General features: G+C 72.6%; 19 protein-coding genes and 2 pseudogenes. 6 read left to right on the plus strand and 15 right to left on the minus strand.

Going from position 1 to position 22,406, the window contains the following annotated elements; all coding sequences use genetic code 11:
* A partial coding sequence (locus A6Q79_RS06020; RefSeq protein WP_317697118.1) for an alkaline phosphatase D family protein occupies window positions 1–983 on the minus strand: 983 nt, incomplete at its 3' end.
* A gap of 98 nt (window positions 984–1,081) precedes the next feature.
* Here A6Q79_RS06020 and bluB point away from each other — a divergent pair.
* A complete protein-coding gene (bluB, locus tag A6Q79_RS06025; protein WP_067856980.1) occupies window positions 1,082–1,732 on the plus strand; it encodes a 5,6-dimethylbenzimidazole synthase in 651 nt (216 codons plus the stop codon).
* Between the two features lie 195 nt (window positions 1,733–1,927).
* Here bluB and A6Q79_RS06030 read toward each other — a convergent pair whose 3' ends face one another.
* The gene (locus A6Q79_RS06030) at window positions 1,928–3,433 is read right to left on the minus strand and encodes an aldehyde dehydrogenase family protein (protein ID WP_067856982.1); all 1,506 of its coding nucleotides are present in this window, start codon (window positions 3,431–3,433) and stop codon (window positions 1,928–1,930) included.
* Window positions 3,434–3,631: 198 nt separating this feature from the next.
* Here A6Q79_RS06030 and A6Q79_RS06035 point away from each other — a divergent pair, with 198 nt between their 5' ends.
* Window positions 3,632–4,861 carry a lipase family protein gene (locus tag A6Q79_RS06035; RefSeq protein WP_067856985.1) on the plus strand — a complete coding sequence of 410 codons (1,230 nt, stop codon included), beginning with the start codon at window positions 3,632–3,634 and terminating at the stop codon, window positions 4,859–4,861.
* Here A6Q79_RS06035 and A6Q79_RS06040 read toward each other — a convergent pair.
* Complete coding sequence (locus tag A6Q79_RS06040; RefSeq protein ID WP_286691081.1) at window positions 4,858–5,409, minus strand: gluconokinase; 552 nt, start codon at window positions 5,407–5,409, stop codon at window positions 4,858–4,860. The genes A6Q79_RS06035 and A6Q79_RS06040 overlap by 4 nt on opposite strands.
* 17 nt (window positions 5,410–5,426) lie before the next feature.
* Between A6Q79_RS06040 and A6Q79_RS06045 the strand changes: the two genes are divergently transcribed.
* A complete protein-coding gene (locus A6Q79_RS06045) occupies window positions 5,427–6,110 on the plus strand; it encodes a FadR/GntR family transcriptional regulator (RefSeq protein WP_067856991.1) in 684 nt (227 codons plus the stop codon).
* Between the two features lie 5 nt (window positions 6,111–6,115).
* Here A6Q79_RS06045 and A6Q79_RS06050 read toward each other — a convergent pair whose 3' ends face one another.
* The 4 genes from A6Q79_RS06050 to A6Q79_RS06065 all read right to left on the minus strand — a co-directional run bounded on the left by A6Q79_RS06050 (window position 6,116) and on the right by A6Q79_RS06065 (window position 11,138).
* Complete coding sequence (locus A6Q79_RS06050; RefSeq protein WP_286691080.1) at window positions 6,116–7,492, minus strand: GntP family permease; 1,377 nt, start codon at window positions 7,490–7,492, stop codon at window positions 6,116–6,118.
* A 131-nt stretch (window positions 7,493–7,623) separates the two neighbouring features.
* Window positions 7,624–10,281 carry a DEAD/DEAH box helicase gene (locus A6Q79_RS06055; protein ID WP_289017651.1) on the minus strand — a complete coding sequence of 886 codons (2,658 nt, stop codon included), beginning with the start codon at window positions 10,279–10,281 and terminating at the stop codon, window positions 7,624–7,626.
* Window positions 10,282–10,333: 52 nt separating this feature from the next.
* Window positions 10,334–10,654 carry a putative quinol monooxygenase gene (locus tag A6Q79_RS06060; RefSeq protein ID WP_067856998.1) on the minus strand — a complete coding sequence of 107 codons (321 nt, stop codon included), beginning with the start codon at window positions 10,652–10,654 and terminating at the stop codon, window positions 10,334–10,336.
* Between the two features lie 88 nt (window positions 10,655–10,742).
* Window positions 10,743–11,138, minus strand: a complete 396-nt coding sequence (locus A6Q79_RS06065; RefSeq protein WP_067857001.1) for a co-chaperone YbbN — start codon at window positions 11,136–11,138, stop codon at window positions 10,743–10,745.
* A 158-nt stretch (window positions 11,139–11,296) separates the two neighbouring features.
* Here A6Q79_RS06065 and A6Q79_RS06070 point away from each other — a divergent pair, with 158 nt between their 5' ends.
* Window positions 11,297–12,877 (plus strand): DUF6884 domain-containing protein, encoded by a 1,581-nt coding sequence (locus A6Q79_RS06070; protein ID WP_286691078.1) that lies wholly within the window; start codon window positions 11,297–11,299, stop codon window positions 12,875–12,877.
* A gap of 67 nt (window positions 12,878–12,944) precedes the next feature.
* The gene (locus tag A6Q79_RS06075) at window positions 12,945–13,121 is read left to right on the plus strand and encodes a hypothetical protein (protein ID WP_158509198.1); all 177 of its coding nucleotides are present in this window, start codon (window positions 12,945–12,947) and stop codon (window positions 13,119–13,121) included.
* Window positions 13,122–13,222: 101 nt separating this feature from the next.
* Here A6Q79_RS06075 and A6Q79_RS06080 read toward each other — a convergent pair whose 3' ends face one another.
* A complete protein-coding gene (locus A6Q79_RS06080; RefSeq protein ID WP_055967782.1) occupies window positions 13,223–13,429 on the minus strand; it encodes a cold-shock protein in 207 nt (68 codons plus the stop codon).
* Between the two features lie 204 nt (window positions 13,430–13,633).
* The gene (locus A6Q79_RS06085) at window positions 13,634–14,134 is read right to left on the minus strand and encodes a CAP domain-containing protein (RefSeq protein ID WP_067857008.1); all 501 of its coding nucleotides are present in this window, start codon (window positions 14,132–14,134) and stop codon (window positions 13,634–13,636) included.
* A 249-nt stretch (window positions 14,135–14,383) separates the two neighbouring features.
* Between A6Q79_RS06085 and A6Q79_RS06090 the strand changes: the two genes are divergently transcribed.
* Window positions 14,384–16,777: an immune inhibitor A domain-containing protein gene (locus tag A6Q79_RS06090; RefSeq protein ID WP_286691077.1), complete on the plus strand. Its 2,394-nt coding sequence runs from the start codon at window positions 14,384–14,386 to the stop codon at window positions 16,775–16,777.
* Window positions 16,778–16,954: 177 nt separating this feature from the next.
* Here the strand turns inward: A6Q79_RS06090 and A6Q79_RS06095 are convergent.
* The 6 genes and pseudogenes from A6Q79_RS06095 to A6Q79_RS06120 all read right to left on the minus strand — a co-directional run.
* Window positions 16,955–18,085 (minus strand): annotated as a pseudogene (locus A6Q79_RS06095) (MFS transporter); the annotation flags it as partial.
* 90 nt (window positions 18,086–18,175) lie between these two features.
* Window positions 18,176–18,343: a hypothetical protein gene (locus A6Q79_RS06100; RefSeq protein WP_317697134.1), complete on the minus strand. Its 168-nt coding sequence runs from the start codon at window positions 18,341–18,343 to the stop codon at window positions 18,176–18,178.
* Between the two features lie 86 nt (window positions 18,344–18,429).
* Complete coding sequence (locus A6Q79_RS06105; protein ID WP_317697136.1) at window positions 18,430–19,041, minus strand: amino acid permease; 612 nt, start codon at window positions 19,039–19,041, stop codon at window positions 18,430–18,432.
* A gap of 116 nt (window positions 19,042–19,157) precedes the next feature.
* A pseudogene (locus A6Q79_RS06110) lies at window positions 19,158–19,364 on the minus strand (amino acid permease); the annotation flags it as partial.
* A gap of 59 nt (window positions 19,365–19,423) precedes the next feature.
* Window positions 19,424–20,221 carry an exodeoxyribonuclease III gene (locus tag A6Q79_RS06115; protein WP_067857022.1) on the minus strand — a complete coding sequence of 266 codons (798 nt, stop codon included), beginning with the start codon at window positions 20,219–20,221 and terminating at the stop codon, window positions 19,424–19,426.
* Window positions 20,222–20,230: 9 nt separating this feature from the next.
* On the minus strand, window positions 20,231–22,303 hold the full coding sequence (locus A6Q79_RS06120) for a S9 family peptidase (RefSeq protein WP_317697139.1): 2,073 nt from the start codon (window positions 22,301–22,303) through the stop codon (window positions 20,231–20,233).
* Between the last annotated feature and the right edge of the window lie 103 nt (window positions 22,304–22,406).

Genomic DNA, 22,406 nt, shown 5'->3' on the forward strand with positions numbered 1-22,406 from the left:
AGCTTCCACTGCGAGGCGGTCGTGCTGAGCCCGCGCTTCAGCCAGGCGATCTGGTCGTCGCCGGCGATCTTGCGGCCGGCGTCGTCGCGCGACGGCACCTGGGTGAATGCGCCTCCCGGGGCGGTGCGGTAGCTGCGCAGGTCGAGCATCGAGAGCTCGGCGAGCCGGCCGAACGTGAACCGGCGGTAGATCTGCGTGCCGTCGCCGAGCCGGGCCGTGCCGCTCAGCCGCACGGGCATCCACTCGTCGTAGGCGCGGTAGGCCGCGGCCCGACGGGCCGCCCAGGAGCCCTCCGTGGCGGGGTCGTGGTTCTCCGCGCCCTGGAGCCAGGCGTCGTTGGCCGACTCGTGGTCGTCCCACGTGCAGATGAACGGGACGGAGCGGTGCAGGGTCTGCAGGTCCGGGTCGGTCTTGTAGAGCGCGTGCCGACGGCGGTAGTCCGAGAGCGACACGATCTCGTGCGTCGGGTCGGCCTGGCGCACGACGACGTTCTTCTGGCCCATGGCGTACTCGCCGGTGCCGTACTCGTAGATGTAGTCGCCGAGGTGCAGGACGACGTCGACCTGCTGCTGCGCGAGGTGGCGGTAGGCGCTGAAGTAGCCGGCCTCGTAGTTGGCGCAGGACACGACGCCGAAGCGCATCCGCGCGGGTGCGGCGTTCGTCGCCGGCGCGGTGCGGGTACGGCCGGTCGTTGAACGCTCCCGCTGGTAGGAGAAGCGGTAGTAGTACGTCGTGCCGGGGGCGAGCCCGGTCACGTCGACCTTGACGGTGTGGTCCTCGGCGGCGCTCGTCGTCGCGGTGCCTCGACGCACCACGCGCCGGAAGGCACGGTCGAGGGCGACGACCCACGAGACCTCGGCACGCGGTCCGCGGCCGGAGCCGGGCGTGGCGCTCGCGGTGGGGGTCACCCGCGTCCACAGGACGACGGCGGTGGGCAGGGGGTCGCCGGAGGCCACCCCGTGGCGGAAGAAGGTCACGGTCATCTCAACGACGCACCCTGGCAGAGGTCCCTGTCCTGGAGGTGAACAGTCGGCGACCGGCCGACGCGTCGATCGCCGCCGTCGGTTGCTAGCGTCGCCGGGTGAGCCAGCACGCGTACGCCGCGCACGAGCGGGAGGTCGTCCACCGGGTCATCGCGGAACGTCGCGACATGCGGCACTTCGCCGGCGGCGAGGTCCCGGCCGACGTGCTGGCGCGGCTGCTGGAGGCCGCCCACCGGGCGCCGAGCGTGGGACTCATGCAGCCGTGGCGCTTCGTCCGGGTCACCGACGGCGCGCTCCGGCAGCGTCTGCACGCGCACGTCGACGCCGAGCGTCGGCTGACCGCGGAGGCGATGGGGGAGCGGGCCGAGGAGTTCATGCGGCTGAAGGTCGAGGGCGTCCTCGACTGCGCCGAGCTGCTGGTGGTCGCGCTGCCCGACGGACGAGAGGAGCACGTGTTCGGCCGACGCACCATGCCGCACATGGACCTCGCCTCGGCGGCGTGCGCCATCCAGAACCTCTGGCTGGCGGCGCGGGCCGAGGGCTACGGCATGGGCTGGGTGTCGATGTTCGACCCCGCCGTCGTCGCGCGCGAGCTCGCGATGCCCGACGGTGCGGAGCCGGTCGCGCTGCTGTGCCTCGGGCCGGTCGAGGCCTTCTACGAGCGCCCGATGCTCGAGGAGGAGCACTGGACCAGCCCCCGCCCGCTGACGGACCTGGTCGCGGAGAACCACTGGCCCGCCGAGCGGTGACGCCCAGACCCTTGACCTGTCGTTGACGGTCGGTTCTCATGGAGGAGCCGTCCGACGCCCTCCTCACCGGCGCGGGCGAGGGAGGATGACCTTCTCTCGGGACGGGCGGCGGGGCCGGGTCGCTTCCCCTGGGCCGGTCCTGCCGCCTCTCACCGGACGTCCGACGGCGACGTCGTCGCCAGCGCGTGACCTCCGTCAGTCCTGCGGAGTGGGGTCGGCGCCGAACCAGCCGCTCGGTGCAGGTCGGGTGTTGTGCCAGATGTGCTTGGGCTCGCGGTAGTCCTCGAGCCCGGCGAGGCCCAGCTCGCGGCCGATGCCGCTCTGCTTGAAGCCGCCCCACTCCGCCTGCGGCACGTACGGGTGGTAGTCGTTGATCCAGACCGTGCCGTGGCGCAACCGCGACGCGACCCGCTCGGCGCGACCGGCGTCCTGCGTCCAGACGGCCCCGGCGAGACCGTAGATCGTGTCGTTGGCGATCGAGACGGCCGCGTCCTCGAGCGCGTCGGCGTCCTCGCCCGTGAACCGCTCGACGGTCAGGACCGGCCCGAAGCTCTCGTCCTGCACGCAGGACATGTCGGCCGAGCACTCGTCGAGGATGGTGGGCAGGTAGTAGAAGCCGTCCGCGAGGTCCGGGTCGTCGGGCCGGGCCCCGCCCACGCGCAGCACGGCCCCCTCCGCGACGCCGGCCGCGACGTACGCCTCGACCTTCTCGCGGTGGGCTGCGCTGATCAGCGGGCCGGTCTCCGCACGCTCGTCGTCGGGTCCGCCCAGCCGGATGCGTGCAGCGCGGGCGACCAGCTCGTCGACGAACCGGTCGTGGATCGAGTCCTCGACGACGAGCCGTGTGCCGGCCGAGCAGACCTGGCCGGAGTCGAGGAAGACCGCCGTGAGCGCGTTGTCGACCGCCGCCTCCCAGTCGGCGTCCGCGAAGACGACGTTCGGGTTCTTGCCGCCGAGCTCGAGGGCGACCTTCTTGACGGTCGGCGCGGCCGCGGCCATGATCCGTCGACCGGTCACGAGGCCACCGGTGAACGACACGAGGTCGACCTCGGGAGCCTCGGTGAGCGTCGGGCCCACGCGGTCCCCGGCACCGAGGACGAGGTTGGCGACGCCGTCGGGCAGGCCGAGGTCGGCGAGGGTCCGCACCAGCCAGATCGCCGTCGACGGGGTCAGCTCGCTCGGCTTGAGCACGAACGTGCAGCCCGTCGCGAGCGCCGGAGCGACCTTCCACGACGTCTGCAGCAGAGGGAAGTTCCACGGGGTGATGAGCGTGCAGACGCCGACCGGCTCGTGCACGACGCGGCTCGCCACGTGCGGCTGCCCGGTGTCGACCACGCGGCCGGCGTCCGCCTGTGCCAGGCCGGCGAAGTGCCGGAACACGCCCACGACGTCGTCCATGTCGATGCGGGCCTCCACCATGCGCTTGCCGGTGTCGAGGGCCTCCAGCCGTGCGACGTCCCCCTTCTCCGCCTCGAGCCGGTCGGCGAGACGGCGGAGCAGTGCGGCGCGCTCCGGTGCGGGCGTCCGGGGCCAGGGGCCGTCGTCGAAGGCACGTCGGGCGGCGCGGACGGCGTCGGCCGCATCGGCGGAGGTCGCCTCGGCGACGGTGGTCACGGTGCGGCCGTCGGCGGGACAGCGGATCGTGCGGCTCTCGCCGTCCGACGCGTCGCGCCACCGGCCGTCGATGAACAGGGTGGTCAACGGGTCCTCCTGGGTCGGTCGGTCCCTCGACCCAACCGGTTCTCGAAGACGTCCGCAATCCAGCCCCGCACGGGCCGGCCACCGCCCGCGACGTCGGACGTCCGCCCCTTCGCCCCCACCTCGATGTTGACCTGTGATGTAACTCACCGTCACACTGGGCGGGCGCGACCGAGGGTGTCGCGCAGAGGGGGTCCCACCATGTCTCAGTCCGTCCTGTCCCGACGACGTCCGTCGCGGGGGCGTCGTGTCCTGCTCGCCCTCGCCGCCACGCTCGGCGCGGGCCTCGTCGCCGCGCCACCCGCGTCGGCCGACGACTTCTACACCCCGCCCGCGGACACGTCAGGTGCGCCGGGCACGGTCCTGCGCAGCGAGCCGTCGGTGTTCTACCTCGACCCGCTCAAGGCGCTGCGGGCTCCGGCCGACGTCACCCGCGTGATGTATACCAGCGCCAACGCCCAGGGCCCGACGGTCGTGACGGGCACGATCCTGAAGCCCAAGGCAGCCTGGTTCGGCGCGGGGGAGCGTCCGGTCGTCGCGTACGCCGTGGGCACGCAGGGCATGGCCGACCGGTGCGCGCCCTCGAAGCAGCTCGCCGCCGGCACGGAGTACGAAGGGGCGTTCATCAAGGGCCTCCTCGCCCGCGGCTACACGGTGGCCGTCACCGACTACGAGGGTCTCGGGACCCCCGGCGTGCACCCGTACGTCGACCCGCGCTCCCTCGGGCGCAACGTCCTCGACTCGGTGCGTGCCGCGCAGCGCCTCGGCATCGTCACGAGCACGGCGCCCGTCCTCGTGTCGGGCTACTCCGAGGGGGGCAACGCCGCCGCCGGTGCCCTCGAGCTGGCGTCGTCCTACGCGCCGGAGCTCAAGCTGAAGGGCGGCTACGCCGGTGCGGTGCCCGCCGACCTCTCGCGCGTGGCCCCGAAGCTCGACGGCTCGCCGTACGCGGCGTTCCTCGGCTACGCCGTCGCGGCGCTCGACGACGCCGAGCCGCAGCTGCGGATCCGCGACCTGCTGAACGAGCGAGGACAGCAGTTCCTCGACCGCGTCCAGGACTCGTGCCTCATCGACGGGGTCGCATCCTTCGCCTTCACGCAGACCTCGACCCTGACGAAGGACGGCCGTCCGATCGCCGACTACCTGAGCCGACCCGACATCGCCGCTGCGCTCGCCGAGCGACGTCTCGGCACGGTCCGCCCGACGGTGCCGAGCCTCGTCGCGCACTCGGCGCTCGACGACGTCGTCGACTACGCGCAGGACCGCGACATGGCGCGGTCATGGTGCTCGCAGGGCGCGAAGGTCCGCTTCCAGACACTGGTGACGCCGACCCACGTCGGCGGGGCCGTCGCCGGGTTCCCGAGTGCGTTCGCGTTCCTCGAGGGCCGGGTGGCCGGCACGCCGTTCGTCTCGACCTGCGGCACCTTCTAGCGCAGCGCGGCACCGCGTCCCGCGAGGGCGCGCACGGCCTCGACGCCCCGCTCGACCACGACGTCGAGCGGGGCGTCGACGTCGATCGCGGTGCCGAGCTCGTCGGGCTCGAGCGGCTCGAGCGTGGCGAGCTGGCTGCGCAGCAGGCTGGGGGGCATGAAGTGCTCGCGCTCCTCCATGCGTCGGTGCAGCACCTCGGGCTCGGCCACCAGGTGCAGGAAGCCGACGGTCCCTGCCGGCAGGCCACCGCGGAGCAGGTCGCGGTAGGTGCGGCGCAGCGCCGAGCACCCGAGGAGCGTCGAGGTGCCGGCACGCTCCCTGCTGGCGAGCACCTCGGCGAGCTCCTCGAGCCAGGGGCGGCGGTCGTCGTCGGTCAGCGGCGTCCCCGCGGCCATCTTCGCGATGTTCGCCGCCGGGTGGTGCTCGTCGCCCTCGACGTACGGGACACCCAGCCGTTCGGCCACCCGCGACCCGACGGCCGACTTGCCGGTGCCCGAGACGCCCATCACGACGACCTGCAGCGCGCCGTTCATCGTCGGCCCCCGCACGCCCTAGAGTCCTCCTCATGCCGACGGCGCACGAGGAGGTCCTGGCCGACCTCGGTCCACGCATCGTGGACGGTCTTCTCGCCCCGGGCGAGGCGCTGACGCTCGAGGCGATCCGCGCGGACTACGAGGTCTCGCGCACCGTCGCGCGCGAGGTCGTGCAGGTGCTCGCGTCGATGGGGCTGGTCGAGAGTCGTCGTCGTACGGGCGTGACCGTGCTGCCCGAGGAACGATGGGACCACTACGCACCGTCCGTCATCCGCTGGCGCCTCGCCGGGCCCGGTCGCGGACGTCTGCTGCACCAGCTGGCCCAGCTGCGGGCGGCGGTCGAGCCGACGAGCGCGGCGCTGTCGGCCGCCCACGCGACGCCCGAGACGCGGCGTCGACTCCTGCGCCTCGCCGACGACCTCGAGCGCACCGGGGCCGGTGGCGACCTGCAGGCCTTCCTCGAGCTCGACGTGACCTTCCACCGGCTCCTCCTGGACGGCACCGGCAACCCGATGTTCCGCGCGCTCGGCGACGTCGTGGAGGAGGTGCTGCGCGGGCGCACCGACCACGACCTCATGCCCTCCGAGCCCGCGCCCGAGGCCCGACGTCTGCACGCGGAGGTCGCTCGCGCGGTGGCTGCAGGGGAGGCCGAGGCAGCGCGCGCGGCGATGCACGCGATCTGCGTCGAGGTCGTCGGTCAGCTCCGACCGGACTGAGCCACTCATGCGACCAGAGGGTAGGCGACGGCGGCGAGCGCGAGGGCGCTGAGTCCCAGCGTCGTCTCCATGACGGTCCAGGTCCGCAGCGTCGTGCGGACGTCCAGGCCGAAGAACCGGCTGACGAGCCAGAAGCCGGAGTCGTTGACGTGCGAGAGCACCGTCGCGCCGGCAGCGACCGCCGTGACGAGCAGCGCGACCTGCACGTCGGAGAGGTCGGCGGTCTGCGCGGCGACGAGGCCGGACGCGGTGGTGAGGGCCACCGTCGCTGATCCCTGCGCCACGCGCAGCGCCGCCGCGAGCAGGAACGCCTGCAGCAGCAGCGGGACGCCCAGCCCGCCGAGGGAGTCGGTGAGCGCCGCGCCGACGCCGCTGGTGCGCAGGACGCCGCCGAGCATGCCGCCCGCGCCCGTGATGAGGATGACCGAGCAGACCGGTCCGAGCGAGGCGTCGAGGAGCGCTCCTGACTCGGCGAGGGAGCGGCCGCGTCGTCCCAGGGTCCCGATGGCCAGCAGCAGCGTGAGCAGCAGGGCCACCGGCGTCGTCCCGACGAGCACGAGGGCGTCGACCCAGGCCTGGCCCTCGGCGAGGGTGCCTCCGGCCACGAGGGTGGTCAGCACCGTGTTGAGCCCGATGAGGACGAGGGGGACGAGCAGGATCGAGAGCACGAGCGCGACCGGCGGCGGCGTCGAGTCGGGTCCGCCGTCCTGCTCCTCGCCCAGCAGGAGCGTCGGGACGTCGACGTGCACCCGCGCCCCGACCCACCGCGAGAACAGGTACACGCCGACGTACCAGGCGACGACCGCGATGGGCAGGTTGACCAGCAGGACGACGCCGAGGTCGCCGCCCATGACCGTGCCGGCGGCGACGGGTCCGGGGTGCGGCGGCAGGAGCGCGTGGGTCGCGGCGAAGGCGCCGGCGGCGGGTAGCGCGTAGACCAGCACCGACCCGCCGAACCGGCGGGCCACCGTGAGCACGATGGGCAGGAAGACCACGAGGCCCGCGTCGAAGAAGATCGGCAGCCCGAAGAGGAAGGCCGCGACGCCGAGGGCGAGCGGCGCGCGGCGTTCGCCGAAGCGCGACACGAGGGTGTCGGCGAGCACCTGGGCCCCGCCGGATGCCTCGAGGAGGCGGCCGATCATCACGCCGAAGCCGACGAGCAGGGCCACCGACGCCAGCGTCGAGCCGAACCCCGACGTGAGCGCGGTGGGCACGTCGACGAGCGGGATGCCGGTGGCGACGGCCGTGAGCAGGCTGACCAGGACGAGCGCGATGAAGGCGTGCAGCTTGACGCGGATGATGAGGACGAGCAGCAGGACGACGGCGGCCAGCGCGATGGCCAGCAGGACGCCGGTCCCGTGCACGGGGTCGATGGGATCCACGGGGACTCCGGACGTGAGGGGACGACGGCCACCCGAGCGGGGCGACACAGGACGTGAGGCAGGTCACGCGAGCGTGCCACGAAAGGTAGTACCAAGGCAAGTCGGCAGGGCCCCCGGCTCGCGGCGACCCGTCAGCGGCGCAGTCGCACCAGCTCGACCAGCTCGGCGTCGGTCAGCTCCGTCAGCGCGCTCTCGCCCGCGTTCACGACGGCGTCGGCGAGCGCCCGCTTCGACGCGATCAGCTCGGCCACGGACTCCTCGATGGTGCCCTCGGCGATGATGCGGTGCACCTGCACCGGCTTGGTCTGCCCGATGCGGTGGGCCCGGTCGGTGGCCTGGTCCTCGACGGCGGGGTTCCACCAGCGGTCGTAGTGGATCACGTGGTCGGCGCGGGTCAGCGTGAGGCCGGTGCCTCCGGCCTTCAGCGACAGCACGAAGACCGGGACCTCGCCCGCCTGGAAGCGCGCGACCATCTGCTCGCGCGTCGGCACGGGGACGCCGCCGTGCAGGAACTGCACGGGGATGCGCCGCTCGGTCAGGTGCCGGGTGAGCAGGTGTCCCATCTGCGCGTACTGCGTGAACACGAGGGCGGCGCCGTCGCTGGCGACGATCTCGTCGAGCAGCTCGTCGAGCATGTCGAGCTTCCCGGAGCGGCCCGTCAGCGTGGCCCGCGGCTCGCGCAGGAGCTGCGCAGGGTGGTTGCAGACCTGCTTCAGCTGCGTGAGCAGCCGGACTACGAGCCCGCGGCGCTGCATGCCCTCGCTGGACTCGATCTCCGTCATCGTCTCGCGCACGACGGCCTCGTAGAGGCCGACCTGCTCCCGCGTCAGGTGCACCCGGTAGTCGGTCTCGGTCTTCGGGGGCAGCTCGGGCGCGATGCCCGGGTCGCTCTTGCGACGCCGGAGCAGGAACGGGCGGACGAGACGCGACAGCTCGCCGGCGCGGTCGCGGTCCTGGCCTCGCTCGATCGGTCGCGACCACTGGCGCCGGAACTCCTCGAGCCCGCCGAGCAGCCCCGGGGTGGTCCAGTCCAGGATCGACCACAGCTCGGTCAGGCCGTTCTCCACGGGCGTGCCCGTCAGGGCGAGGCGGACCGGCGTGGGGATCGAGCGCAGGGCCTTGGCAGCCGCGGACCGGACGTTCTTGACGTATTGCGCCTCGTCGGCGACGACGACGCCCCAGCCGGTCTCGACGTCGGCGAGGTCGACGGCGTCCCGGCGCAGCGTGGCGTAGGTCGTGACGACGAAGCCCTCGGTCACACCGACCAGGCTGCGCCCGGTGCCGTGGTGGCGTCGGACCGGGACGCCCGGCGCGAACCGCTCGATCTCGCGGACCCAGTTGCCCACGACGGACGCGGGGCAGACGACGAGCGTGGGGGCCACGGGGCGTCCGGCCGCGCGCGCCTGGTCCTCGAGGTGGAGGTGCAGCGCGATGAGCATGACGGTCTTGCCCAGGCCCATGTCGTCGGCGAGGATGCCGCCCAGGCCGAGGTCGACGAGCTGGGCCATCCAGCGCAGGCCGTCGCGCTGGTACTCGCGCAGGGTCCCGTGCAACCGCGGCGACGGCTCGACGGGGTCGCGCGAGCCGTGCTCGGCGAGCCGGCGGCGCACGTCGTCGAGCCAGCCCTCGGTGGAGACCTCGGTGCGCACGTCGTCGATCTCGATCTCGCCGGACACGGCGGCGCGCAGGGCCTCGACCGCGGTGAGCTCGTGCGTGCGTCGCTCGAGCAGGGCCTGGGTGCGGGCCGGGTCGACCAGCACCCAGCGCTCGCGCAGGCGCACCAGGCCGTGCTGGGCCTCGGCCAGCACGTCGAGCTCCTCGGCCGTGAGCGTCTCGTCGCCGAGGGCGAGGTTCCAGTCGAAGCGGAACACCTGCGAGCGGCCGAACGCGCGGGGCCGGTCGTGCGGCATCGCGTCGCCGACCCGGCGGACGGTGGGGCGCGAGTCGAGCGAGCGGACCAGTCCGTCGGGCCACAGCACCTCGACCCGGTAGGAGCGCAGCAGGCTGGAGACGCGGGTGCGGCCGAGCTCGCCGACCTCCTCGGCCGTGAGGGGTACCGAACCCTGGTCGAGCCGGCCGAGCATGCGCGTGAGGGTCGGCCAGGCCGCGGCGGCGGTGCTGACCAGCGTCCGCACCCCGGGTCGTGCGCCCGCGCCGAAGTGGTGGTCGTCGCGACGCCACAGGTCGGCGACGTCGACGGCCGACCAGGACGCGTCGAGCGGCTTGACCTTCAGGCGCACGTCGGCCACGTGGCCCTCTGCGTCGGCGGACTGCCGGAAGGTGACCACCAGCTGTCCGCTGAACGTGCGCGGCCGGACCGGTGCCTGCTCCACGAGCGGTGGCGCCACCGCGCCGCTCGGGCGGCTGCGGCGACGCATGCCCTGCGGGTCCGGCACCGCGTCGTCCTGGGGCTGCGTGGCGACGGCGGGCGCGTCGACCGCGAGCGCCGCGAGGAACCCCCGGACCTTCGCCTGGCCCGACGCTGCGTCGGAACCGACGGAGCGCGCGGCGTCCTGCAGCTGGGACGCCGAGGACGAGTCGGGCGCGGCCAGCCGCCCCGTGGCCATGAGCCGCAGTGCGAGGATCGCGGGCGTGGCCCAGGCCCGGACCGACGGGTCCGCGTTCATCGTGCGGATGCCCTGGCTCAACGGACCGATGGCGTCGTTCGCCGTCACCTCGTGCTCCCCGTCGGGGGCGGTGAAGACGAACCGCGAGGCGGCGGGGTCCTCGGCGACCACGAAGTCGACCGGGTGGCGCAGCAGCACGCGCAGGTCGGTGGTCGTGGGCATCCCTCTAGTGTCCCTCACGCGGTCGGGCGACGGCGCAGGGGCCCGTGCGCGTTCAGTCGACCTGGAGCTCGCCCATGCGACCCCAGCCGTCGACGGGGATCGTGTGGCTGATGATCTGCGGCGTCGACGTGAGCAGCGGACGCATCGCCTCGAGGCCGTCGGCGAAGTGCTGGCTCGAGACGTGCGCCTCGGCGGCATCGTCCTGGAAGCCCTCGACCAGGACGAACGTGTTCTCCTCCTCCAGGCTGCGCGACCACTCGAAGAACAGGTTGCCCTCCTCGGCGCGCGTGGCCTCGGTGAACGGGCGGACGGCCTCCGGCCACCGCTCGACGGCCTCGGGGCGCACGGAGAACTTGACGTTGATCAGGATCATGGGGGTCCCTTCCGGTGGTGGTGTCGCGCCCCTCGGCGCGACGCGCCGCCGCCCGAGGTCAGGGCGGTGGGCTCGTGGGGGCTCGGACTCAGGCGTTCGCGTCGGGCGTGCCCGGCTGCTCGGCGGCGCGCGCCTCGGCCACCTGACGGTGGACGTCGTCCATGTCGAGGTCGCGGACCGCCTGGATCACCTGGTCGAGCGCCGGCGCGGGCAGCGCGCCGGGCTGGCTGAAGACGAGCACGCCGTCGCGGAACGCCATGAGCGTCGGGATCGACGTGATGCCGGCGGCTCCGGCGAGCTGCTGCTCGGCCTCGGTGTCGATCTTGCCGAAGGTCACGTCGGGGTTCTGCTCGCTCGCGGCGTCGTAGACGGGTGCGAACTGCCGGCACGGACCGCACCACGACGCCCACCAGTCCACGAGGGTGATGCCCTCGCCGGTGACGGCTTCCTCGAAGCTCTGGGCGGTGAGGTCGATGGTCGACATGGGGTTCCTTCCGGAGACGTCGTGGGTCGTACCCCAGCGTGAACGACGCGTCGCTCGCCCGCATTCCCTGTGATCCACGTCCCGTCGCGTCATGGATCGCGGGTCGTGGTCTCTGCGTACCTGTCGAGGAGCGGCATCACAGGGGATCGGGAGGTGCGATGAAGTACGACAAGCCAGTCTGGCAGCTGATGTACGAGTGCGCCGACGCGATGCCCGACCCGTTCGGCTACGAGCACGTCCACCGGTGGTTCGCCCGACGCTACCCCGAGGTGAGCCAGGCCACCATCCGCGCGCACCTGGTGGGCCTGTGCGAGGGCGGTCGGCCCAAGCAGCCGCAGTTCGCGGTGAGGTCGTCGCTGTTCCGGCGTGTCGCCCGCGGTCTGTACGAGGTGATCCCGCCCGAGGAACGCAAGCTGGACCCCGACCTGCCCGAGGACCCGGCCGACCTGCTGCCCCCCGCTGCACCCGTCGACCGGGCCCGTCGCGAGGCGAGGCTCGCCAGGTCGGCCTTCACCGAGGCGACCGTCGTCCAGGCGCGGCCCGAGCCCGACGTCGAGGCGCGGCACGACGCTCCGGGGCCCTCGGCGCGGTTGGCGACCTTCGAGGACATCGTCGAGCGAGCGGGGCTCGCCGGGCCTCGCCTGGAGGTCCGCGACCCGACCGCCGAGTCCGCCGACGTGCTGCTGCTCGCCGGTGCGGGGGAGCGGGTGCTCGTGCCGGCCCCCGCCCGCGAGGTCTACCGCGCGGACCGCTTCCAGGCCGCCCGACTCCGTGCGCAGGCACGAGGCGCGACGTGGTTCGTGCTCTCGGCCGAGCATGGGCTGCTCGAGCCAGGGGAGTGGGTCTCGCCCGACTCGCGCGACCTCGCCGACCTCGCCCCGGTCTACCGCGGCGTCTGGGCGCAGTGGGTCCTGGTGCGTCTGGAGTCCCTCGACGGGCCGGTGGCCGGCAGGCGGGTGCACCTCGTCGCTCCCCAGGCGTACGTCGGACCCCTCGCCGCGGTGCTCCAGGACGCCGGTGCGGAGGTGACGGTCGGCGGCGACGAGCCACGTCCCGTGCCCGTCGTCGCCGAGCCTCGGGTCGCTGTCGAGGAGGCCGTGCCCGTGCCCGTGGTCGAGACCGAGGCCGAGGTCGAGGAGGAGCCCGTGACGCCCCCGGAGCGTCGCGCCGAGCAGGCACCTCTGGCACAGGCAGGTCCGATGCAGGATGGTCCCGGCGACGCCGTGCTGGCGGCGGTCGAGCATCTCGCCAGCGCCGAGCACGCCGTGCGGCCCCAGGACCTCGACGCGATCCAGGAGGTCGCGGGGGTGTTCGCCTGGCACGTCGACGCCGAGGGCGCCCGGGTGCTCAACCGCAGCCTGATGCTGCCTGTCGGCGCCGGCGTGCTGCACGTGGGCCACGCGGGAGCCGTGGGCCGCACCGACGACGTCGTCACGACGGTGCGCCACCTCGTGCAGACCGTCCAGCTGCACGGGCGGTCGCGTTCGTCGACCTTCCGTGCCGCGCTGGCCACGATCCTGCAGGAGCCGCTACGAGCACACGGCCTGGACGACCCGGTGGTCGCCGACTGGATGCAGCAGCACCTGCGGGTCGTCACCTGGCCGATGCACGACCGCGAGGCGATCCGCGAGCTCGCCCAGCACGTCGTGGAGCAGCTCGAGCCGCCGTTGAACGTCGACCACCTCCGTGCCGGCGAGGTGCGTCGACGTCTCGGCGAGCTACGCCGCGCCGTCCGCTGAGCCGCCGCCGAAGACTACCGTCGGGTAGGGGTGTCGGACCGCCGAACATGAGACTAGCCTCATGAACATGGACGATCTGACCTTCGACTTCCGCCCCTCCGACGTCGCTGCCGCGTCCGCCCGGTTCCCCGGGCGTCCGCTGGGCGTCCTGGACCGACCGGTCGCCACGGACGCGACGCAGGCGGTCCGCGAGCGGGGCACCGACTTCGCCCAGCACGCCTGGGACGAGTCCGGTCACCTCTGAGACCTGACCCGGTGCGGTCGCCGCGTGTCCCTCACGCGCCGGCGACGTGACACGGCCCCGCGAAGCATGCGCTCCGCGGGGCCGTGTCGTCGGTGCTGAGGTCAGTCCAGCGGACGGATGTTCGCCGCCTGCAGGCCCTTCTGGCCCTGCTCGACGTCGAACTCGACCTTCTGGTTCTCGTTGAGCGAGCGGTAGCCGCTCGTCTGGATCGCGCTGAAGTGGGCGAAGACGTCCTCGCTGCCGTCGTCGGGCGCGATGAAGCCGAAGCCCTTGTCGGCGTTGAACCACTTGACCGTTCCGGTTGCCATCTTTCCTACTACTCCTTCGGGTGCGTCCACGACCGTCGTGGACGCGTCGTCCGTCGTTTCACCCGCTGAGCAGAGCGCCCGGTGTGCGGTCCCCGAGCTGCCGGCACGGTTAAATCCAACGGCAACGACACCAGCCTAGGACACGGTCGCGACGCGGGCCGAACGCCGTCTCGGCGCGTCGGAGGCCCGACCCGACGAGGGCGACTAGCGGGGCTGTCCGTACAGCGCGACGGAGTAGTAGCGGTCGTTGCTGTCGCGCCACGCGCCCACGCCGATGCGGCGGAACGCGGCGTTCATCTGGTTGGCGCGGTGACCGCCGGAGGTCATCCAGTTGACCTTGGAGCACGAGGACGAGCAGACCTTGTCGGTGGAACGGCCGACGACGCTGCGACCGTCCGGGTAGCCGAACGCCAGGTTCTCGCCGATGCTGCGCAGGCCGCACTTCTTCATGATCGCCTGCAGCGACGCGGACGAGCGGTGGACGAGCGCCTTCTCCTGCGTGGCGAGGTGCTTGGCCCAGGAGTCGGCGTAGCCGTCCATGCAGCTGTTGAGCGCGAGCTTGGGGCGGTCGAACTTCGCCCGGACCCCGTTGGTCTGCTCGAGGATCTGCTGGGAGTACACGCTGACCCGCACCACGGCGTGGGCGGAGCCTCCCGTGAGGCTCACGAGGAGCGCGGTGAGGACGACGGCGATGGTGGTACGCATGCTGCTCCTGGTGACGGGGACCGAACCTGGTCAGTCTCACACCTTTAGGTCCCGGGCACTAGGTCCTCACCTGAGATCGGCCGAAGAACTAGTTCGTTAGTACTAGTCACCGGTGAAGTCAAGACTGTCGTCGTCCTCAGGAAACGTTTAGGTTGGCCCGAGCCTCGTGTCGGACGAGCCCACCGGCCCGCCGATGCGACAGGGGGCCGACCGGCCCCCGAGACATCAGTTGTTCCTAGGGGGGACCACGTGAAGCGTGTCACGTCATGCGTGCTCGGGATCGGGCTCGCGTCATCGCTCGGACTCACGTTCGCAGCACCGACCACGGCGGCCGAGGCGCCGCCGCAGCAGGGGGTCGACCGCGTCCAGAAGGACCACGACCTGCCGAACCCGCTCGAGGACAAGCGTCGGGAGCTGCGCGAGCAGGCCGTCGCGTCCGTCGTGAGCGGTGAGGCGAAGCCCGTCACCCGCAACGGCAGCACCGTCGTCAAGGTCGGCGAGGCAGCCGCACCGGCCGACGCCGCGACGCTCGCGAGCCCGAAGGCGTCGCGCGGCGCGAAGGAGCGCGCCGCGAGGGGCAAGCGCAAGGACCAGTACGTCGAGCTGTCGCAGGAGCGCGCCGACAAGGTCTTCGTCATCCTCGCCGAGTTCGGCGACGAGCGGCACCCCGACTACCCGGACGCCGACACCGATCCGTCGACGCCCGGACCCGAGAAGTTCGACGGTCCGCAGCACAACCAGATCGAGGAGCCGGACCGGACGAAGGACAACTCGACCGTCTGGCAGCCCGACTACGACCGTCAGCACTACCAGGACCTCTACTTCAAGGAGGGCAAGGGCGCCGAGTCGGTCAAGACGTACTACGAGACGCAGTCGTCGGGTCGCTACACGGTCGACGGAACCGTCTCGGACTGGGTGAAGGTGAAGTACAACACCGCCCGCTACGGCCGCGACGACGCCTCGACGTGGAACCTGATCCAGGACGCCACGACCCAGTGGGTGGCCGACCAGCGCAAGGCGGGCCGCACCGACGCGCAGATCAAGCAGCAGCTCGCCGAGTACGACGTCTACGACCGCTACGACTACGACGGCGACGGCGACTTCAACGAGCCCGACGGCTACATCGACCACTTCCAGATCGTCCACGCCGGGCACGGCGAGGAGGACGGCGACGCGACCTACGGCGAGGACGCCATCTGGTCGCACCGCTGGTACGCCTTCCTCACCGACCAGGGCGTCACGGGACCGTCGCAGAACCGCCTCGGCGGCACGCAGATCGGCGACACCGGGCTCTGGATCGGCGACTACACCGTCCAGCCGGAGAACGGCGGTCTCTCCGTCTTCGTCCACGAGTACGGTCACGACCTCGGCCTGCCCGACGCGTACAGCACGGCGGGCGGCGACAACAGCAACGAGTACTGGACGCTCATGGCGCAGTCGCGACTCAACGCCAAGGGCGAGGCCCTCGGCGAGCGCGCGGGCGACCTGGGCGCGTGGGAGAAGCTGCAGCTCGGCTGGCTCGACTACGAGGTCGTCGGGGCCAAGGAGAAGCGGACGCTCGAGCTCGGGCCCCAGGAGTACAACACCGCGAAGGCGCAGGGAGCCGTCGTGGTGCTCCCGAAGAAGGAGGTCACCCGTGACCTGGGTGCACCGGCAGCGGGCTCGAAGCAGTTCCACTCCGGCTCCGGTGACGACCTCGCCACCACGATGACGACGAAGGTCGACATCCCGGCGGGCGCGAGCGACGCGACGCTGACGGCGAAGGTCAGGTACGAGATCGAGGAGGGCTACGACTACGCGTACGTCCAGGCCTCGACCGACGGCGGCTCGACGTGGACCGCGCTCGACGGGACCGTCGGGGGCACGCCCATCGGCGAGGACACGTCCGGTCGCCCGGGCATCGACGGTGAGCAGAAGACGTGGACCGACCTCTCGGTGCCGCTCGACGCCTACGCAGGTGAGAGCGTCCAGCTGCGGTTCCTGTACAAGACCGACGGCGGTCTCGCGCTGCCCGGCCTGTTCCTCGACGACGTCGCGGTGACCGCCGGCGGTTCGACGCTGACGTCGGACGGTGCGGAGGACGGTGCGGGTGCCTGGACCCTCGACGGGTTCAGCGTCGTGGGATCGTCGACGACGGACCTCTACGACAACTTCTACGTCATGGGGCACCGCTCGTACGTCTCCTACGACCGGTACCTGCGGACGGGGCCGTACAACTTCGGCTTCGCGAGCACGCGCCCCGACTGGGTCGAGCACTACGCCTACCAGCAGGGTCTGTTGATCTCCTACTGGGACACGTCGCAGGCCGACAACAACACCATCACCCACCCGGGCGAGGGTCGGAACCTGCCGATCGATGCCCGGCCCCGACCGATCATCGACCGGACGACGGGCAAGCCGTTCCGCGCCCGCGTGCAGGTCTACGACGCGCCGTTCTCGACGCGCAGGGCCGACTCGATGACGCTGCACACCGACGGCAAGCCCACGTACGTCCGTGGACAGGCCGCCGCTCCGCTCTTCGACGACACGAAGAAGTACTTCTACGCGGAGGCGCCGCAGCACGGCGTGAAGCTGCCCGGTGCGGGGGTCAAGGTCCGGGTGCTGTCGGAGAAGGGGGCGTCGGTGAAGGTCCGGTTCAACTGACCTGACCTGACCGGCCGGACCGGGGTCCCGAGCAGACGGGGCGCGCACCACGAAGGTGCGCGCCCCGTCGTCGTGGACGACGTGACCGTCCTCGTCGAGCCCGGCGTCGGCGTCGCGCAGGGCCCGGTGGGCGGTGGACAGGACGACCGCGGCGCCCAGCACGGCAACCGCCGCGACGGCGAACGGCACGTGCACCGACCAGGCCTGCACCATCCGGCCGGCGGCGAACGGCGCGAGGCCGCCGCCGATGAAGCGGACGAAGCCGTACGCGGCGGACGCCACGGGACGCTCGACCGGCGAGATGGTCATGACGGCCTGCGTCATGAGCGTGTTGTTGATGCCGATGAAGATGCCCGCCGCGATGACGCAGCCGACCATGAGCCGCTGGTCGGTGGGGTCGGTCGCCATCAGCGCGAGGTCGATGGCGAAGAGGGTGAAGGCGGCGTAGAGCGAGACCGACGTGCCGAAGCGCTGCTGCAGCCACGGGGCGGCGACCACCGAGAAGAACGCGACCAGGACGCCCCAGGCGAAGAAGACCCAGCCGAGCTGGGTGATGGACAGCGCCATCGGGAACGGGGCGTACCCGAGCATCGTGAAGAAGCCCCAGTTGTAGAGCAGGGCGGCCACGCTCATCGTCGCCAGGCCGCGGTGGCGCAGCGCCTTGAGCGGGGCGCTGATCGGCGTCGCGTGCGTGGGCTTCGGCGTGGACGGCAGCAGGAGCACCGTCGCGACGAGCGCGATCGACATGAGGACGGCGACGCCGTAGAACGGGCCGCGCCAGCTGATGTTGCCCAGGGTGCCGCCGACCAGGGGGCCGGCTGCGATGCCGAGGCCGAGCGCCGCCTCGTAGAGGATGATCGCCCCGGCGAACCCGCCCCGCGCGCTCGAGACGATGGCGGCGAGCGAGGTGGCGATGAACAGGGCGTTGCCCAGTCCCCAGCCGGCGCGGAAGGCGACGATGCCCTCGATGCTGCCGCTCGACCCCGCGAGCGCCGAGAAGACCACGATGATGGCCAGACCGACCACGAGCGTGCGCTTGGCGCCGAAGCGGCTGGAGACCGCGTTGGTCACGAGCATGGCGACCGCGGTGACCACGAGGTAGCTGGTGAAGAGCAGCGTCACCTCGCTCTCGGTGGCGTCGAGCTGCTCCTTCAGGGCGGGCAGGATGGGGTCGACGAGACCGATCCCCATGAAGGAGATCACGCAGGCGAAGGCGACCGCGTAGACGGCCTTCGGCTGTCCGAGCAGGCTTGCTCGGGCGGAGCCGTGGCCGCCGGTGTCGGGTGTCTGGTCAGTGGGGCTGGTCATGGTCCTCCTGGGTCAGCTCGACGAGCGCGTCGACGGCGTGGCCGAGGGCGTCGAGTCGGTCGGGTGAGAGGCGGCCGAGTCGGGCGGCGATCAGGGCGTCCTGGCTCCGGCGTCGTTCCGCGAGGGCCCGTGCCGGTCGAGCGCGGACAGCGTCCCTGCCGCCGTGCGGCTCAGGCCTCGCGTGGCCGAGTCGCGGGACACGACCGCGACCAGCTCCCGCAGGGCCTGGGACAGGCGCGCGACATCAGGTTGCTGCATGCAACCAACTATATCAGCACCTGATGTATTGCGCTGAGCCCGCACTCCCACTCCACGAAACGCGGGGAGTGGGAGCAGCGGGCGGCTCAGGCCGCGGCGCGGCGGAGGGTGAGGCGGCCGGCGGCGAGACCGGCGACGACCACCGCGAGCGTCCAGAGCACGCCGGCGACCGGCAGGGAGAGGACGAGCAGGAGGCACCCGAGGAGGCCCGCCGCCGCGAGCACCCGCAGGACGGTCCCGTCGAGCGTGAGTGCCGCAGCGTTGGTGAGGGCGTAGTAGACCAGCACGCAGCCGCTCGAGGCAGCCACGGCCTCCGCCGCGTCGACGAACGGGAGTGCGGCCACGACGACGACCGCCACCGCGACCTGGGCGGCCGCGGGCACGCCGCGCGACGACTCGCGCGCGAGCGCCCGCGGGAGGTGACGGTCGCGGCTCATGGCCAGGGTGGTGCGGCTGACCCCGCCGAGCAGCGACAGCAGCGCGCCGCCCGCCGCGACCACGGCCGTGACGGCCACGGCGGTGGTGAGCGCGGGGTGACCCAGCGTGTCGACCGCGTCGGCGACGGCCCGGTCGCTGGCGTCGGCGACGTCCGGGGGCAGCGCGTGGGCGACGGCCGCAGCGGCGACCACGTAGAGGGCCGTGACCACCGCGAAGGAGACGGCGACGGCGCGCGGGATGGTGCGCGCCGGGTCGCGCACCTCCTCGCCGAGCGTCGCGAGGCGGGGAGCGTGGTCGCGTGACCAGGCGCCAGGTGAGCCCCCACCGCCAGCGCCATCGCCGCGCACGATGCGGTCTTCCCGACCACGAACACCCAGCCCGCGAGGTGCCCCCAGGCAGGCCCGAGCCGCTCCCGCGCGAACACGTAGGTGCCGCCCGCGGCGGGGTAGCGGGTCGCGAGGCGGGCCGACGCCAGGGCGTTGAGCCCCGCGACGAGCGCCGCGAGCAGCACCGCCCACACGACGAAGACGCCGGTGCGACCGACGGCCGGGCCGAGCGCGACGAACACGCCGGCCCCCAGCATCGACCCGGCCCCGAGGCCGGTCGCTCGGACGGGTCCGAGGACGCGGGCGAGTGCCACCGTCAGAGGGCGTAGTCGACGACGAGCGGTGCGTGGTCGGAGAACCGCTCCGCGTAGGTCGCGGCACGGTCGACGCGGGCGGCGCTGACCGAGGCGGCCAGCTCGGGCGTGGCGAGCTGGTAGTCGATCCGCCAGCCGGTGTCGTTGTCGAACGCCTGGCCCCGCCACGACCACCAGGTGTACGGGCCGTCGACCTCGCCGGCGTGCACCCGCGCGACGTCGACCCAGCCGAGCTCGTCGCGCACGCGGTCGAGGTACGCGCGCTCCTCTGGGAGGAACCCCGCCTTCTTGAGGTTGCCCTTCCAGTTCTTGATGTCGAGCTCGGTGTGGCCGATGTTGAAGTCGCCGGTGACCACCGCGTGGTCGGCGTGGTCGCGCAGCTCGCCGAGGCGCACCAGCAGCTGGTCGAGGAAGCGGTACTTCTCGTCCTGGCTCGGCGTGCCGACGCCGCCGGAGTGGACGTAGGCCGACACGGCCGTGAGGAGACTGCCGTCGGGCAGCACGATGTCGGACTCGACCCAGCGGCCGGCGTCGTCGAAGGACGGGTCGCCGTGCCCGACGCGGTGCGCCTTGGGCTCGGTGCGGCTGAGCACCGCGACACCCGCGCGGCCCTTGGCGGCCGCCTCGGTGTGCACGACGTGGTAGCCGGTCTCGGCCATCAGCTCGTGCACGAGCGCGTCGGGCGCGCGGACCTCCTGCAGGGTGACGACGTCGGCGTCGGCAGCCTCGAGCCAGGGACCCATGCCGCGTCGGAGGGCGGCGCGGATGCCGTTGACGTTGACCGTGGCGATGCGGAGCACGCGAGCAGCCTACGAGCCGGCACCGACATCGGTCGCAGCCGGTCGGGGCTCGTGGGGCGCCCCGACGACGTCGATGATCCACGCCAGCTCCCAGGCCCGCTCGTGCCAGGCCGCGTAGCGTCCGCTCACGCCGCCGTGGCCCGCGTTCATCTCGGTCTTGAGCAGGGCGGGGACCTCGCCGGTCGACCGCTCGCGCAGCCGGGCGACCCACTTCGCGGGCTCCACGTAGAGCACGCGCGTGTCGTTCAGGCTGGTGACCGCGAGCACCGGCGGGGAGGCGACCTCGCCGACGTTCTCGTAGGGCGTGTACGACTTCATGTAGGCGTAGACGTCGGGGTCGTGCAGCGGGTCGCCCCACTCGTCCCACTCGATGACGGTCAGCGGCAGGCTCGGGTCGAGGATCGTCGTGAGGGCGTCCACGAACGGGACCTCCGCCACGACGGCGCCGAACGCCTCGGGCGCCAGGTTCAGGGCGGCGCCGACGAGGAGCCCGCCGGCGCTGCCGCCCTCCCCGTGGTCGTACCAGGCGCGACCGAGCTCGCCGCCGCCGCGGACGTGCGCGATGGCGAACACGAAGCCGCGGTCGAGCAACGACAGCCGCGGCACGGACATGCCGGGGTCGATGCTGATCTCGTAGGAGCCGTACCCGTAGAGCAGGGCGGGGGCGGAGCCGTCGCGCGGGGTGTCGGCACGGGCCACGAGCGAGATCGGCACCAGCGTGCCGTCGTCGGCGGTGGCCCACGTGCGGTGCTGCACGTAGTCGGCGGGGTCGTAGCCGCCGAGCACCGTCTGCTGCTTGCGCACGACCAGCTCGCCCGTCTCGACGACGAGGTCGAGCACCGTGCTGGGCGTGACGAGCGACCCCATCCCCAGGCGGATCACGGGCTGGTCCCACTCGGCGTTCGCGCCCACCCCCGCGGTGAACAGCTCCTCGCCGAAGTCGATCTCGCGCGGCTCGCCGAGACCGTCGTCGTCGATGCTCGCGATGGCGACACGCGTCAGCGCCTCGCGACGGTAGGAGAGCAGGAGCGACCGCGCGAAGACGTCGATGCCCTCCAGGCGTGTGCCCGGGCGGTGCGCCACGACCGTCTCGAGCGCCTCGCGCAGCGGTCGATCGACCGGTGCGGCGTCGACGGGAAGCGCACCGAGCTCGAAGTCCTCCGCGCCGTCGTTGTGCAGCACCAGGAACAGGTCGCGTCCGGCGACCACCGCGTGCTCGAGCGAGTACTCGACGCCGTCGCGCCGCGGCACCACGACACTGAAGTCGCCGGTCGGGTCGTCGGCCTCGAGGACGAGCACCTCGCTCGTGATCTTCGACGACGCACCGATCACGAGGTAGCGCTCGGACTGGGTGCGCCCGACCCCGGTGAAGAACCGCTCGTCGGTCTCCTCGTGCACGAGCACGTCGTCGGCGTCGGAGCCCAGCCGGTGCCGCCAGACGCGGTGCGGGCGCCACGCGTCGTCGACGGTCGTGTAGAAGAGGTGGCTGCCGTCGGTGGACCACGTGACGCCGCCGCTCGTGCCGGCTATCTCGTCGGCGAGCAGCTCGCCGGTGCGTAGGCCCTTGACGCGGATCGTGTAGCGCTCGTCGCCCACCACGTCGGTCGACCACGCGAGCAGGCTGCCGTCGTCGCTCAGCGAGAACCCGCCGAGGGAGAAGAAGTCATGCCCTTCGGCCTCGACGTTCGAGTCGAGCAGGACCTCCTCGCCGGGCACGGGCTCGCCCGGCACGAGCGTCGGCGGGTCCCAGTCGTCGGGGGAGGAGACCGCGGTGCGGCACCGGATGGCGTACTGGCTGCCCTCGACGGTGCGCGAGTAGTACCACCAGCCGCCGTGCCGCACGGGCACGGAGAGGTCGGTCTCGAGGGTCCGCGAGCGGATCTCCTCGAACAGCCGGCCGCGCAGGTCGGCGAGGTGCGCCGTCCGGGCCTCCGCGTACGCGTTCTCGGCCTCGAGGTGCGCCAGGGTGCGTGGGTCGTCCTTGTCGCGGAGCCACTCGTACGGGTCCTCGACCTCGTCGCCGTGGTGGCGGCGGACGACCGGGTGCTGAGGGGCGACGGGCGGTTCGTGCGTCGACGTCATGCGGTGACGCTATCGCCCGGCACCCAGGCCCTCGTCGCTCGACCGCTCCGCAGCGATCGGCGCGGCCAGCTCGTCGGGTCGGCGCGGGCGCGTGGGCCCGGTG

Origin of the sequence: Aeromicrobium sp. REDSEA-S32_B7, assembly GCF_001626145.1 — a bacterium.
GTDB classification, from domain to species: Bacteria; Actinomycetota; Actinomycetes; order Propionibacteriales; family Nocardioidaceae; genus Aeromicrobium; species Aeromicrobium erythreum.